Source organism: Streptacidiphilus sp. MAP12-16, assembly GCF_041262165.1.
Taxonomy (GTDB): Bacteria; Actinomycetota; Actinomycetes; order Streptomycetales; family Streptomycetaceae; genus Streptacidiphilus.
On record NZ_JBGCBY010000047.1, the window covers coordinates 24,279 to 38,650 of the forward strand.

Annotated in this window: 8 protein-coding genes; 6 read left to right on the forward strand and 2 right to left on the reverse strand. The window is 70.6% G+C overall.

The features are described from left to right. Positions 1-20: 20 nt before the first annotated feature. The 3 genes from ABIA33_RS36565 to ABIA33_RS36575 all read left to right on the forward strand — a co-directional run bounded on the left by ABIA33_RS36565 (position 21) and on the right by ABIA33_RS36575 (position 3,097). Positions 21-1,436 (forward strand): hemolysin family protein, encoded by a 1,416-nt coding sequence (locus tag ABIA33_RS36565; protein WP_370088249.1) that lies wholly within the window; start codon positions 21-23, stop codon positions 1,434-1,436. Between the two features lie 64 nt (positions 1,437-1,500). After that, on the forward strand, positions 1,501-2,514 hold the full coding sequence (trpS, locus tag ABIA33_RS36570; protein WP_370088251.1) for a tryptophan--tRNA ligase: 1,014 nt from the start codon (positions 1,501-1,503) through the stop codon (positions 2,512-2,514). Between the two features lie 7 nt (positions 2,515-2,521). Next, positions 2,522-3,097, forward strand: a complete 576-nt coding sequence (locus ABIA33_RS36575; protein ID WP_370088253.1) for a 2'-5' RNA ligase family protein — start codon at positions 2,522-2,524, stop codon at positions 3,095-3,097. Between the two features lie 14 nt (positions 3,098-3,111). On the opposite strand, the gene ABIA33_RS36580 is transcribed toward ABIA33_RS36575, so the two are convergent. Next, complete coding sequence (locus ABIA33_RS36580; RefSeq protein ID WP_370088255.1) at positions 3,112-4,071, reverse strand: class I SAM-dependent methyltransferase; 960 nt, start codon at positions 4,069-4,071, stop codon at positions 3,112-3,114. Between the two features lie 381 nt (positions 4,072-4,452). On the opposite strand from ABIA33_RS36580, the gene ABIA33_RS36585 reads away from it, so the two are divergent. Beyond that, entirely contained in the window at positions 4,453-6,696 is a 2,244-nt protein-coding gene (locus tag ABIA33_RS36585; RefSeq protein WP_370088257.1) for a CDP-glycerol glycerophosphotransferase family protein, read from the forward strand. Between the two features lie 70 nt (positions 6,697-6,766). Here the strand turns inward: ABIA33_RS36585 and ABIA33_RS36590 are convergent, their stop codons facing one another. Further along, on the reverse strand, positions 6,767-10,348 hold the full coding sequence (locus tag ABIA33_RS36590; RefSeq protein ID WP_370088259.1) for a CDP-glycerol glycerophosphotransferase family protein: 3,582 nt from the start codon (positions 10,346-10,348) through the stop codon (positions 6,767-6,769). A gap of 384 nt (positions 10,349-10,732) precedes the next feature. On the opposite strand from ABIA33_RS36590, the gene ABIA33_RS36595 reads away from it, so the two are divergent. Then, on the forward strand, positions 10,733-12,943 hold the full coding sequence (locus tag ABIA33_RS36595; RefSeq protein ID WP_370088261.1) for a CDP-glycerol glycerophosphotransferase family protein: 2,211 nt from the start codon (positions 10,733-10,735) through the stop codon (positions 12,941-12,943). Positions 12,944-12,996: 53 nt separating this feature from the next. Further along, positions 12,997-14,094 (forward strand): YihY/virulence factor BrkB family protein, encoded by a 1,098-nt coding sequence (locus tag ABIA33_RS36600; RefSeq protein WP_370088263.1) that lies wholly within the window; start codon positions 12,997-12,999, stop codon positions 14,092-14,094. Positions 14,095-14,372: the final 278 nt, after the last annotated feature.

Genomic DNA, 14,372 nt, shown 5'->3' on the forward strand with positions numbered 1-14,372 from the left:
GGGGTTCCTAGACTGTCCCCGTGAGCGAGACCCTCCAGGACGCCGGACTGGTCCTGATCTTCATCGTCATCGGCGGAGTCTTCAATGTGGCCGAGATCTCGCTGATCTCCCTGCGCGAAGGACAGATCCAGGCCCTGGCCGAGCGCGGTACCAAGCGCGCGGTCAGGGCGGCGCACCTGGCCGGCGACCCCAACCGCTTCCTGGCGGCCGTCCAGGTCGGGGTGACCTGCATGGGCTTCCTGTCGGCCGCCTTCGGCGCGGACACCCTCTCGGTCAAGGTCGCACCGCTGTTCACCGGAATGGGGATCAGCCAGGGCGTCGCGGACACCGTGTCGCTGGTGCTGCTGACCCTGGTGATCTCCTATGTCTCGCTGGTGCTGGGGGAGCTGACACCGAAGCGGATCGGGTTGCAGCGGTCCGAGTCCATCGCGCTGCTGGCCGCGCCGCTGGTCGACGTGATCTCGGTGGTGCTGCGGCCGGTGATCTGGCTGCTGTCCCGGTCGACCAACCTGATGGTGCGTCTGCTCGGCGGCGACCCGGCGGCGGGTCGCAACGCGATGAGCTCGGAGGAACTGCGCGGGCTGGTGGCCTCCAACACCGAGCTGGGCAGCGACGAGCGGCGGCTCATCGGCGAGGTCTTCGCGGCGGGCGAGCGGCAGCTGCGCGAGGTGATGGTGCCGCGCACCGAGGTGACCTTCCTGGACGCCTCCCGCCCGCTGGAGGAGGTGCGGCACGAGGTCACCCGCTATCCGCACTCGCGGTACCCGGTCGTGGACGGCTCCTACGACGCGGTGATCGGCTTCGTCCACGTCAGGGATCTCTACCGGTCACCGCAGCCGGGCGGCGGCCCGGCGGCGCAGACCGTGCGCGACCTCGCCCGCCCGGTGAAGCTGCTGCCCGCCACCAAGCGGGTGCTCCCGGCGATGTCGGAGATGCGCCACGAGGGCCACCATCTGGCGATCGTCGTCGACGAGTACGGCGGCACGGCCGGCATCGTCTCGCTGGAGGACCTGGTCGAGGAGGTCATCGGCGAGATCAGGGACGAGTACGACTCGCAGGAGCTGAGCACGACGCGGCGGCTCGCGGGCGGCAGCGTCGAGGTGGACGGGCTGCTGAACCTCGCCGACTTCGCGGAGGAGACGGGGGTGGAGCTGCCGGAGGGCCCGTACGAGACGGTCGCGGGCTTCGTGGTGGCCGAGTTGGGGCACCTGCCGGAACTGGACGAGCAGGTGGAGGTCGGCGAGGGCTACCGGATCGCGGTCGCGGCGCTGGACGGCCGCCGGGTGGACCGGGTCAGGGTCACCAAGGCCAAGCCCGCGCAAGCCGCTGCGCCCGCCGCCTCCGCTGCGCCCGCCGCCTCTACGCTGCCCGCCGCCTCCGCTCCGCCTGCCCCGGAAACCGCCGGGCCCGAGGCGCCGCCGCCGGCCGGAACCTGATCAAGCCGTGACAGGAAAGCGAGCAGTGGGCAAAGCGCTTGCGGGTTCCTGAGAGAATGGCGGCATGGTCACTGATCGCCCTCGTGTGCTCTCCGGTATCCAGCCGACGTCCGGGTCGTTCCACCTCGGCAACTACCTGGGGGCTGTCCGCCAGTGGGTGGCGCTGCAGGACTCCCACGACGCCTTCTACATGGTCGTCGACCTGCATGCGATCACCGTGGACCAGGACCCGGCGGCGCTGCGGGAGAACACCCGTGCGTCCGTTGCGCAGCTGCTCGGTGTCGGCCTGGATCCGGAGCGCTGCACCCTCTTCGTCCAGTCGCACGTCCCCGAGCACACCCAGCTCGGCTGGGTGATGAACTGCCTCACCGGTTACGGCGAGGCCGCGCGGATGACCCAGTTCAAGGACAAGTCCGCCAAGCAGGGCGCGGACCGCACCACGGTCGGCCTGTTCACCTATCCCGTCCTCCAGGTCGCCGACATCCTGCTGTACCAGGCGGACCAGGTCCCGGTGGGGGAGGACCAGCGGCAGCACGTCGAGCTCACCCGTGACCTCGCCGAGCGCTTCAACCACCGCTTCGGCCAGACCTTCACCGTGCCCAACCCGTACATCCTCAAGGAGACCGCGAAGGTCTACGACCTGCAGGACCCCCAGGCGAAGATGAGCAAGTCGGCCTCCTCGCCCAGGGGGATCGTCAACCTGCTGGACGACGTCAAGGTCAGCGCGAAGAAGTTCCGAAGCGCGGTCACCGACACCGGCACGGTCGTCTCCTTCGACGAGAAGGAGAAGCCGGGCGTCTCCAACCTGCTGAGCATCTACTCGGCGATCAGCGGCCGGCCGGTCGCGGAGCTGGTGGAGCACTTCGACGGCAAGATGTACGGGGCGCTGAAGACCGAGCTCGCCGAGGTGTTCAGCGAGTGGGTGGCCCCGATCCAGGAGCGCACCAAGGCGTACCTCGACGACCCGGCGGAGCTCGACGCGGTGCTCGCCCGTGGCGCCGAGAAGGCCCGTGCCGTGGCCGGGGAGACCCTCGCTGCGGCGTACGACCGGATCGGCTTCCTCCCGGCGAAGCACTGAGGCCCCGATGACGCGCCCGACGGACGGCAGTGGCCGCGGCAGCGGTGACGGCAGTACCGAGGACGGCGACGGCGTGGTGATCGGCGTGTCCATCGCCGTCCCCGAGCCGTACGCCGCCGAGATCCAGGACGCACGGGCCGGGTACGGCGACCCGCTGGCGCGGAGCATACCCACCCATGTGACCCTGCTGCCGCCGACCGAGGTGCCCGTCGCCTCGCTGGACGCGGTCGGGTCGCACCTCGCCGCCGCTGCCGCTGAGCACCGCCCGTTCCGGGTGCTGCTGCACGGCAGCGGCACTTTCCGGCCGGTGTCGCCGGTCGTGTTCGTCCGGGTCGAGGCGGGTGCGCGGGAGTGCCGGGCGGTGGAGGCATCGGTCCGCTCCGGGCTGCTCGCCCGCGAGCTGAACTTCCCCTACCACCCGCATGTGACGGTGGCGCACGGCGTCAAGGAGGAGTCGTTGGACCAGGCGTACGCCGAACTGCGCGGCTATCGGGCCGAGTTCACCGTGCCCGGCTTCAGCCTCTACCGTTTCGGCGCGGACGAGGTCTGGCGCCCGCTGCGCAGCTTCACCTTCGCGGGTTGATGACCGGGACAGCGTCAGCCCTTCCTGGACCTCCGCGCCTGCAGCAGCCTTGCGCCGGCCCTGGTGGCCACCGGGGGCAGCAGCTCGCGAGCCATCCGCTTGGCGCGCGCCGCCGGGGTGCGCCGGGCTGCCGCGTGCTCGGCCGCCAGGCGTTTCTGCTCGGTCCTGGCGTCGGCCCGGGCCCGGAGCTGCGCCGCCTGCACCTCGCCGTAGTAGCGCGAGTGGCGGAACGGCGGCGGGGCCAGTTCCTTCAGTCCGCGCAGGCGCAGCAGCCGGCGGCCCCGGACCTGCTCGACGCTGAGCCGCTGGTGCTCCCAGCTGCGGCAGGCCTGGAACAGGTCCTCCTGGACCTCGTCGAGGTCGCCCCAGGTCGCGTACATCTTGGTGCCGGAGAGCACGATCGGCTTGAGGTCGAGCGTCGCCACGGCCTCCCACGCCGCCGCGGCCACGCCCGGGGTGTGCTCGGTGCGGTAGTCGTCCAGCACCACGACCCCGTCGGGGGCCAGCGAGTCGCGGGCCACCCGGATGTCACCGATCACGTGCTCGTAGAGATGGGAGGCGTCGATGTGGACGAAGCGGCAGCTCTCCGGTCCGATCCGCCCGTCTCCGAGGACCGAGGTGGGCGCCTGCACGACCGTGGGCAGCGCGTCGTGGAAGGCGAGGTAGTTGGCGTCGAACGCGTTCCGGGTCAGCGTGGACCGGTAGGACATCTGCATCTCGCCGGAGTTCTCGTCGTCCCCGGCGTCGGAGTCGAACAGGTCGCAGACCGTGAAGGTCTCCCCCTCCCGGACGTACTCGCCGATCACGATGGCGCTGCGGCCCAGGTAGGCGCCCATCTCGATCAGGTCCCCGGCGATCGCGAGCTTCTGCTGCCGTTCGAGGAGCCAGGCGAAGAGGTGACGGTCGACCGGGAAGAACCATCCCGGGACGTCCTCCAGCGTGGCGGGCCGTGTTTCTGGCTGGACCGCGGTCATCTTGGTCTCCGAGGCATGAACTACCACACAGCGAGACTATCGGGGAAGGCCGTCCGGAGCGCCCGCGCGGTGGCGTGTGTCACATCTCTTCTCCGCGCATGCTTGCAGCGTGACTTTGATGCGGTGTGACCGGTGATGGTCTGGTTCGTTGGAAAACATGAACCCCCCGGACGGCAGGGATCAAGGAAGAAGAGGACATGGTGTACAGGGATTGGTTAAGAATGTAACCAAACGTGAATAGACGTTCCGAACAACGATCGATTAACGTCAAGCTTCGGGTTCCAACGCGGATGGGGGGTCGTGTGCCACCGTGTTCCTGCGGTTGCCGCACCTCAGGGCGCCAGGAATCCCGTTCCATGTCCACTGATCTGATGGATGATCATGCCCCGCTTCAGTATCGTCGTCCCCTTCGTCGGCGAGACGGCCTATCTGCGCGACTCGGTCGAGTCCGTGCTCTCCCAGTCGTTCCAGGGGCTGGAACTGATCGCCACCGGTGACGACCCCGGCGGAGACGCTGAAGCGCTGATCGACCAGTACGCCGCCGACGACCGCAGGGTCATCCGGGTCTCCACGCCGGGCAACCTCGACCAGGCCCGCGACCATGGCGCAGCCCAGGCCGCCGGGGAGTACCTGCTGCTGCTGGACCGCGACGTCGCGCTGCTGCCGGGTGCCCTCGCCGCGTTGGACGACCGGCTGCGCGAACTCGGCGACCCCGAGCTGCTGCTCTTCGACCACGAACGCCAGGACTGGCTGGGCCGGGTCAAGGAGAGCCTGGACACCGAGGTCCTGGCCGCCCTGGAGGCGGGCACGTTCGCCGCCGCGGACCGGCCCACGGCCTTCAGGCTCCCAGCCGTGACCTGGAACCGGGTGCTGCGCCGCGACTTCTACCGCAAGCACAGCGAGGCGTTCGTCTCGGAAGCGCCCTCCGGCGTGGTGCTCGCCCAACGGATGCTGCTGGCGGCCGAGCAGGTGGGGGCGCTCGACGCTGTGTGCGCTCAGCGCCTGGTGCGGCGCAGGGTCGGGGGCGGCGCGCGCGCTGAGTCGGTGCTCCGCGCGGGGCTCCGCACCCTCGACGCCTACCGCCGGCTCCTCGGCGGGGAGGGGGACGGCCCCGAGGCTGAGTCGCCGGCGCTCCGTGCCGCTCTCTTCGACGCGCTGTTCCTGTCGATCCTGGCCACCCTGAGCCGCTCCCGTGACGCTCGTGAGTCGGAGCGCAGGACCTACTTCCTGGCCGCCGCGGAACTCTGCCAGCAGCTGCGCCCGCAGGGCTGGTCCCGACCCGCCGGCGCCGACGGGCTCAAGGGCGCCGCTCTGGAGCAGGGCTCCTACCTGCGCTTCCGCGCGGTCGAGGGAGCCCGGCGCTCGCTCACCAAGGGACGCCGACAGTGGCGCCAGCGCCGGAACCAGGCGGCCGGCCGGGCACTCAACGCGATCTACCGGGCGAACCTGCACCGCCCGATCGAGAAGGGCCTGGTGGCCTATATGGCCTACTGGAACCGCTCGATCGCCTGCAATCCCGAAGCGATCTACCGCAAGGCCCAGGAGCTGGCCCCGGGGACCCGGGGCGTCTGGGTGCTGGACAAGCGGGCCGCGCTCAAGGCGCCCAGGGACGTGACGTTCGTGCTCAACGGGTCCCGCGCCTACTGGGAGCTGATGGCCAGGGCCGAGTTCCTGGTGTCCAACGCCAGCTTCTCCGGTGACATCGTCAAGCGCCCCGAGCAGACCTATGTGCAGACCCATCACGGAACCCCGCTCAAGAAGATGGGCCTGGACCAGCGCGAGTACCCCGCCTCAACCGTCGGACTCAGCTTCGACCTGCTGCTCGAGCACGCCGACCAGTGGGACTACAGCCTGAGCTCCAACCGCCACTCCACCCAGGTCTGGGAGCGCGTCTACCCGAGCGGCTACACCACCCTGGAGACCGGATACCCCCGCAACGACGTCTACCAGAACGCGGACGCGGCGGAGGTCCTGCGAATCCGGGCGAAGTTGGGCATCGAGCCCGGGCAGACGGCGATCCTGTACGCGCCCACGCACCGCGACTACCGCAAGAGCTTCGTGCCCCCGCTGGACCTGGAGCGGTTCTGCGAGGGCCTCGGTCCCTCGTTCGTCGTGCTGGCGCGGGCGCACTACTTCTACGGCGCCAACAAGCGGCTGCAGACGCAGTCCCGGCGCGGCGTGCTCCGGGACGTCTCCGAGTACCCCTCGGTCGAGGAGCTGGCCCTGGCCTCGGACGCCCTGCTCGTCGACTACTCGTCACTGATGTTCGACTACGCCAACCTTGACCGGCCGATCGTCGTCCACGCCCCCGACTGGGAGGTCTACAAGGCCTCCCGAGGGGTCTACGTCGACCTGGTCTCCGGACGGCCCGGCGACACCCCCGGCGTGGTCACCACGGACACCGCGGGCGTGATCGAGGCGTTCCGCTCCGGGGCCTGGGAGAGCGCCGAGGCGGCCGAGTTGCGGGCCGCGTTCCGGGCGCGCTTCTGCCAGTTCGACGACGGGCGGGCGGCCGAACGGGTGGTGCGCCGGGTGTTCCTGGGCGAGCAGGAGCCGCTGCCGTTCCGCCCCCTGGCGGAGCGCACCCCGGCCCCACTGCCGGTGAAGGCGCACGCCGGCGCATAGTGCCGAGAACTCGGACGGCCGCGGGCCGGAACCCCACAGGGGTTCCGGCCCGCGGCCGTCCGCCCCGAGCTCAGCGGCGCAGCATCGCGTCCACGACCCGGGCGGCGGCTTTGCCGTCGTCCCAGGGGCAGTAGGTCTCGCGGTAGTCGGCGTAGGCCGTGGCGAAGGGCGCCGTCGCCGCGTCGACGTCGCGAAGCGCGGCAACCAGCTCCTCGGAGGTCCTGAGGATCGGTCCCGGCGCCTCCGACTCGTAGTCGAAGCTGAAGCCGCGCAGGGCGTCGCGGTAGTGCTCCAGGTCGTAGTCGAACAGCAGGACCGGCTTGCCGGTGCCGACGAAGTCGGGCAGCACCGCCGAGTAGTCGGTCACCAGAACGTCGGCGACCAGCATCAGGTCCTCGACGTCCGGGTAGTCGGCGACATCCCAGACGTAGCCGTTGCCGGAGCCCTCGGCGACCTCGCCCACCAGGAAGTGCGGGCGGACCAGCAGGACTTGGTCGTCGCCGAGCGCGGCGCGGGCCCGGTCCAGGTCGATCCGCAGGTCGAGGCGGGTGCCGCCACCGAACCGCTGCTGGTCCTCACGCCAGGTCGGCGCGTAGAGCACGACCTTCTTGCCGTCCGGCAGGCCCAGGCGCCGCCGCACCGCCGCCGCGCGCCCGCCCTGGTCGGGGCTGTACAGCAGATCGGTGCGGGGCAGGCCGGTCTCCAGGACCTCGCCCTGGTAGCGCAGGGCCCGTTGCAGCACCGGGGTACTCGGCGGGTTGGGCGAGACCAGCAGGCTCCACTGCTTGGCGCCGTCCTCCAACGCCCGCAGCTGGTCCGGGTCGGCGTACCAGTCGTTGTCGAAGTCGAAGCCGACCTTCTTCACCGGGGTGCCGTGCCAGGTCTGCAGGACGACCTGGCCCTCCCGGCGTTCAAACCACGTCGGCAGGCTGGTGTTGCCGACCACGTAGTGGGAGCGGCCCAGCGCCTCGTACCACTCGGGGCTGTGCAGGCGGACCGGCTTGGCCGTGGCCGGGATCTCCGCCTGCAGGTCGGCGACCACCCAGAGGTGCTCCAGGTCGCTGCCCCGGCGCACCAGTTCCTCGTGGATCGCGCGCGGCGAGTCGGCGTACGCGCCGCCGGTGAAGGCGTCGTAGAGCACGGCCTCGCGCAGCGGCTTGGTCCGCGCGGCCGGGTAGTGCTTCGTGCGCAGCATGCGCTGGTGGTACGGGCCGGCCTCCTCGTCGGTGAGGTCGCTCTCGGAGGTCAGCAGCAGGTAGTCGTGCCAGCGGCGCCGGAGCGCCACCTTCTTGCCCCGGGCCTCGATCTCCAGCGGTACCGCGGAGTGGGCGCCGGGCGCGAGGTGGAGTTGGAGTTCGGTGGCGTCGGCGAGGTCGGTGGCGCCGAGGCGCACCAGCAGCTCCCACTCCCCGGCCGGCAGCGGCAGGTCGCCGCCGAAGGCGTCGTTGGGGATGGCCGGCAGCTCCGCGCTGAAGCGCCCGTCCACCGCCTCGGCGGCGTGGACCTGGGCCCGGCGGGTGTGCTGCTTGTGGCGCAGCACCAGCTCGAAGGGGTGCCGGCCGGGCAGCGGGAAGCTTCCCTCGAGCAGGAAGGCCGACCGGTCGGGCAGTGCCGAGACACGCTCGACCACCGGCTGGATCTGCTGGTCGCAGATCTGCAGGTAGCCGCGTGGGGCCGGCTTGAGCAGCAGAGCCCGTCCGCTGCTCGCGGAGCCCTCCTGGAGGATGGGGAGTTGGACCGAGTGCGGGCTGTCCGGAGTCCGGTCCACGACCAGGTTCAGCCGCTCGCCGTCGGTGAGGAGCAGCTCGGTGTTCCAGCGGTCGACGGAGCGCTCCAGCGCGCTGGGACGGAGCTCCGCCTCCTCACGGCGTACCTCTTCGAGCGCGGCCGGGGAGAGCTGGACCGTGAACGGAACCCGGCCGCTGCCCGGCGTGCCGAGCACCAGCGGGTAGGTGAGCTCGCGGTCGCTGCCGTCCTCGGCGTGACCGACGACGAGCACGGCCCCGTCCAGACCGGGCCGCTCGACGACGGAGCCCCGGAGCTCGATCCGGTCACCGACCGCCTCGGCCCCGGAGACCCGGGCCTGGACGGTCTCCACGCGCAGGCTGAGGTGCTGGTCGTTGATCTCCGGGATCACCCGGACGTCGTCGCTCACCCAGATCGGCGCGGGGACCTGGCCGGAGCCGGTGAGCCCCTCCTTGATCCGGGTACGCCGGGGGCGGCCCTTGCCGAAGAGTCCGAGGGTGACCCGCCACCGGCCGTCCTGCCACTGGCCGCGCCTCTTGAGGCGCTCCGGGTCGAAGCGGGCCGAGAAGCCGGACCAGTCGGCGTGGTGGAACGGCAGGTTCTGGTTGCGCGCGGTCACGTCGGGCCGGCGCACGGTCTTCGCGGGCAGGGCCACCACCCGGCGGCTGCCGGCCTCGCGGAGCAGCAGCGCCCGGACCGAGTCGTACCGGTGCTCGGCGCCGAGGTTCTTCTGGAAGGCGTGACCCTCCAGGGTCAGCGTGCCGTCGTGCCAGCGGAAGTCGTCGAGCGTCGCGTGCAGGCCGACGGCCTTCCCCAGGGCGAGCACCGCGTCGTCGAGCGGCGGGCGGTCCTTGAGGAAGGGGTAGTCGGCCTTGGGACGGACCGTTCCGCGGGTCGGGATGGCCCGCGGGTACTCCTTCTCGAACTCCAGCAGGGCGAGCAGGTCGTCCATGCGGCGCTTGGCGGTGAGCCAGTACTTGATCCGCAGGCCCTCGGGGAGCGCCGCCAGGACCGAGCTGTCGATCTCGCCGAGCATTGCGCCGACATGGTCCAGGAAGGCGGTCCGGTACTCCTCGCCGGCCTGGGGGAGCACCGAGAAGAACAGCGGCATCTCCTCGACCAGCGAGTTGTTGTCGTAGAAGCGCTGGTGCTTGCGGAACTCCGCACCGGGCTGCTCGTGCAGGAAGTGGCGCACCATTCCGATCGAGGCGACGCGGTCGACCAGGCCCTTGGGGTCGGTCCGGTTCTGGGTGATCGACTTCGTGCCGACCTCGCGCATCCGCCAGTAGTAGACCGGCTCGGAGAGGACGTCGACGCTCTTGGCGAGGAAGTGCAGCGGAACGCTGACGGGAGCGTCCTCGTAGAGGATGCCCGGGTACTGCATCGCGTGCTCGTCCCAGAAGGACCTGCGGTAGATCTTGTTCCACGCGGTGCGGTCGGTGACCAGCGGACTGAACTCGCTGACATGGGTCTTCAGCCGGGTCCTGCCGAACGGCTCGCGGTGCACCCAGGACGGGTTGTACCCCACGGAGCGGAAGCGCAGCACGTTTCCCGCGACGAAGTCCGAGCCGGTCTGCTCCAGCGTCTCGATCATCAGCTGGTAGGCGTTCGGCGGAACGATGTCGTCGCTGTCGACGAAGGTGAGGAACTCGCCGTCCGGGTCCATCTCGCGGCTGCCGGTGTTGCGGGCCGGGCCCAGGCCCTGGTTCTCCTGGCGGACCAGCCGGAAGCGGGAGTCACGCTGGGTGAACGCCTCGGCGATCTCGGCACTGGAGTCGGTCGACCCGTCGTCGACCAGGATGACATCGAGGTCCCTGAAGGTCTGCGCGGCGAGGGACGCCAGGCACTCCTCGAGATACAGCTGGACGTTGTAGATCGGGACGACCACGGAGAGGCGGGGGGCCATGGGTACGGCAGGCCTTTCTCGGACTGGCACATATAAGCAGCTCGGCGCTGGTCTGTACGTGACTCAGGAACCGCACGGGGACGGTGTGACGGCTGTAGGACCTTGTAGGACGGTGGCGTCGGCCGCTCAGTTCCCATGGATGCTGGGAGGCAGTCGCAGGTGATCAAGAGGCCATACGAGCCCAAGCCTAGCCGTAGCCATACAGGGCGGGCACGCCCGGTTCATCCTGGTGAGTCCGATGGTGGGGAAACGGAACTGACTACTCCGCTTCTGCTCGCCTGGGAGTTTCCTGGGATCCACCTGTGAGTCATCCGGGGTGTTGCCGGACGATGGCCGGCAGCAGTCCGGGAGTGTGCTCCCGGGCTAACGCTAAGGTGGTCAACCATGCCCCGGTTCAGCGTCATCGTCCCTGCCTACAAGGTCCAGTCCTATCTCGGCGAATGCCTGGATTCCGTTCTGGAACAGTCCTTTGGGGACTTTGAGCTGGTCGGGGTCGACGACTGCTCGCCCGATGGCTGCGGGGAGATCTTCGATGCCTACGCGCGCGCGGACGACCGCGTCCGGGTGCTGCACCTGCCGGAGAACGTGGGTCTCGGGCCTGCCCGAAATGCGGGCATTGAGGTGGCCACCGGGGACTACCTGATCTTCCTCGACAGTGACGACACTCTTACCAAAGGCTCGCTCAAGGCGATCGCCGACCGGATCGACACGACCGGGGATCCGGACGTCCTGATCTACGACTACGCCCGCACCTACTGGGACGGACGCGAGGTCCGCAGCGGCGAGGGAGCGGCCGGTGCGTTCGCTCCCGCCGCCGACCGGGCGGACGTCTTCGAGGTCGCCGAGCGTGAGGAACTCCTCCTCATGCTGATGGTGGTGTGGAACAAGGCGTACCGCCGCGGCTTCGTCGAGAAGCACCGCTTCCGCTTCCCGGCCGGGTACTACGAGGACACCCCCTGGACCTACCCGGTGATGCTCGCCGCCGGCAGCATCGCTCTGCTCGACCGGGTCGTCGTGCACTATCGCCAGCGCAGGCAGGGCGGCAACATCCTGGCCACGGTCAGCCGCAAGCACTTCGACATCTTCGCCCAGTACGACCTGGTGTTCGCCTTCCTCGACGCGCATCCCGAGCTCGACCGGTGGCGACTGCTGATGCACCGCAGGATGGTCGACCACCTGCGCACGGTCGGTGACCACCCGAACCGGCTGCCGACGGCCGCGCGCAAGGAGTTCTTCGCCCTCGCCGCCGAGCGGGAGCAGCGGCACCGTCCGCCGGGTGCGCCCGAGCTTCAGGTCGGCGGCGGCTGGAAGTCGGGACCGGTGGGGCAGCTCGCCCGTTCGGCCCGCCGCACGGTGCGCGCGGCTCGGCCGGGCGTCCGCGGCGTCCTGGCCAAGCCCGTGCTCGGCGGCTACCAGCGGATCCAGCGGCAGCTGCCGCTGGATCCGAACCTCGCGGTGTTCGCCTCCTACTGGAGCCGCGTCCCGGCCTGCAACCCGGCGGCGATCCAGGCCAAGCTGCAGGAGCTGGCGCCCGACGTCAGGTCGGTCTGGGTGGTCGAGGCCAGGCGCCGGCAGGACGTCCCCAAGGGCCTGACCGTGGTCTCGCCCGGCTCGCGCAGCTACCGCGAGGCGATCTCCCGCGCGACCTACTTCGTCAACAACGTCAACTTCCCGGACGGCGCACGCAAGCGCCCCGGTACGGTCCATCTGCAGACCCATCATGGAACCCCCATCAAGAAGATGGGCCTCGACCTGCGCGAATACCCGGCGGCGGCCGGCGAGATCAGTTTCGGCAAGCTGCTGGAGCGGGTCGACCGCTGGGACTACAGCCTCAGCTCCAACCACTTCTCCACGCTGATCTGGGAACGGGTCTACCCGTCGACCTACCGGACGCTGGAGTACGGCTACCCCCGCAACGACGTCTTCCAGACCGCGGGTGCCGCGGACGTCCTCGCCGCGCGCGAGGAACTGGGCATCCTGCCCGGCCAGACCGCGCTGCTCTACGCGCCCACGGTGCGGGACTACCGCTCCTCGTACCACCCCCGGCTCGACCTGGGACGGCTCGCCCGCACCCTCGGCCCCTCGTTCGTGCTGCTCAATCGCAGCCATTACCTCTACGACGAGAACGCGGGATTCGGTTCGGAGCAGCGGGTGCAGGGCGTCGTCGACGTGTCCCGGCACCCCTCTGTGGAACGGCTCGCACTCGCGGCCGACGCGCTCGTCACCGACTACTCCTCGGTGATGTTCGACTACGCCAACCTGGACCGGCCGATCATCGTCTTCGCCGATGACTGGGATGTCTACCGGGAGACCCGCGGGGTGTACCTGGACCTCTTCTCCGGCCGCCCCGGCGAGACCCCCGGCGCGACAGCCCGCACCGAGGACGAGCTCGCCGAACTGCTGCGCTCGGGGGAGTGGCGCTCGGACGCCTCGACCGAGCTCCGGGCCGCCTTCCGGGAGCGCTTCTGCGCCTTCGACGACGGCCGGGCCGCGGAGCGGGTCGTCCGCACCCTCTTCCTCGGCGAGCAGGAGCCGATCCCCTTCGTCCCGCTCGCCGACCGCACCCCGGCCCCCCGACCGGACCAGCCGGGCTGACCCGGAGGTCCCACCGGCGCTATGTTCGATCCCATGCGAGGACCCTTGGCGCCGTGGACCGGCTGACCCGGCTGCCGGTGCTCGGCCCGGTCGTGGCGTGGGTGCTGCGCACCAGGGCGTACCGGGTCTTCGAGCACTTCAACGACATCGGGTCGAACCGGCTGGCCGGGGCGGTCACCTTTTTCGGCTTCCTCGCGCTTTTTCCGCTGCTCACCGTCGCGATGGCGATCGCCGTGGCCACGCTCGACGATGCCCAGGTCCAGCATGTGCAGAAGCAGATCGAGGCTCAGATCCCTTCGCTGGCACAGTCGCTGGACCTGGCCTCGCTGGTGCGCAACGCCGGGACGGTCGGGCTGGTCAGTGCGGCGCTGCTGCTGGTCTCGGGTCTCGGTTGGGTCGACACGACGCGGGCATCGGTGCGGACCGTGTGGCGGCTGCCCGAGGAGCCGGGCAACCCGGTGCAACGCAAGGCGCTGGACGTGGGCGTGCTGGTCGGCCTCGGCCTGGTCACCGCCGTGTCGATCGGCGCCTCGTCCGTGACCTCGGCGCTGACCTCACAGGTGGCGCGGGCGCTCGGGATCGACCATTGGCTGGGAGGGCGGTTCCTGCTCGGTCTGTCCTCGTTCGTCATCGCCGTCGGCGCGGACATGATGCTCTTCGCCTACCTGCTGGTGGGGCTGCCCCGGATTCCCGGTCAGCGAAGGCGGGTTGTGGCGCAGGGCGCGCTGCTGGGCGCGGTCGGCTTCGAACTGCTGAAGCTGCTGATCTCGACGTATCTGAGCCAGGTCGCCGGCAAGAGCGTGTACGGGGCGTTCGGCACGCCGGTCGCGCTGCTGCTGTGGATCAATTTCGTCTGCCGATGGCTGTTCTTCTGCGTCGCCTGGACGGCGACGGCGGACCCCGTCGCCGCGGGCGCTCGGGCGCGCGCCCGGGCGGAGGAGGACTGGCGCGAGGCCGGCGGGGGCGCGGAGGTGGGGGCGGGCGGCGTCGGCGGCGGTGAGAGGCCCGGCTCCGCCGAGGCCCCCACCGACCGGCCGCCCGCGCTGCGGTCACCGCGTGCGGCCATGTTCAGCTCCCTCGCCGCCTTCGCCTCCGGCGCAGCCACCGCCACCGCCCTCCGCCACCTCCGCCGCGGCCGCCGCCAACGCTGACGCCACCTCCGCCACCGTCCCCCGCCACCTCCGCCGCCGCCGCTTTGCTCCGCCCTGCGCCCCGCTCCGCGCTTCGCCCCGCCTTGCGCCCCGCTCCGCGCTTCGCCCCGCCTTGCGCCCCGCTCCGCGCTTCGCCCCGCCTTGCGCCCCGCCTTGCGCCCTGCCCTGCTCCGCCCCGCTTTGTGCTCCGCCCCGCTTTGTGCTCCGCCCCGCTTTGTGCTCCGCCCCGCTTTGTGCTCCGCCCCGCTTTGTGCTCCGCCCCGCTTTGTGCTCCGCCC

Coding starts and splice junctions, on each gene's coding strand:
- trpS (WP_370088251.1), top strand. CDS start 1,501: ATGGTCACTGATCGCCCTCGTGTGCTCTCCGGTATCCAGCCGACGTCC.
- ABIA33_RS36575 (WP_370088253.1), top strand. CDS start 2,522: ATGACGCGCCCGACGGACGGCAGTGGCCGCGGCAGCGGTGACGGCAGT.
- ABIA33_RS36580 (WP_370088255.1), bottom strand. CDS start 4,071: ATGACCGCGGTCCAGCCAGAAACACGGCCCGCCACGCTGGAGGACGTC.
- ABIA33_RS36585 (WP_370088257.1), top strand. CDS start 4,453: ATGCCCCGCTTCAGTATCGTCGTCCCCTTCGTCGGCGAGACGGCCTAT.
- ABIA33_RS36590 (WP_370088259.1), bottom strand. CDS start 10,348: ATGGCCCCCCGCCTCTCCGTGGTCGTCCCGATCTACAACGTCCAGCTG.
- ABIA33_RS36595 (WP_370088261.1), top strand. CDS start 10,733: ATGCCCCGGTTCAGCGTCATCGTCCCTGCCTACAAGGTCCAGTCCTAT.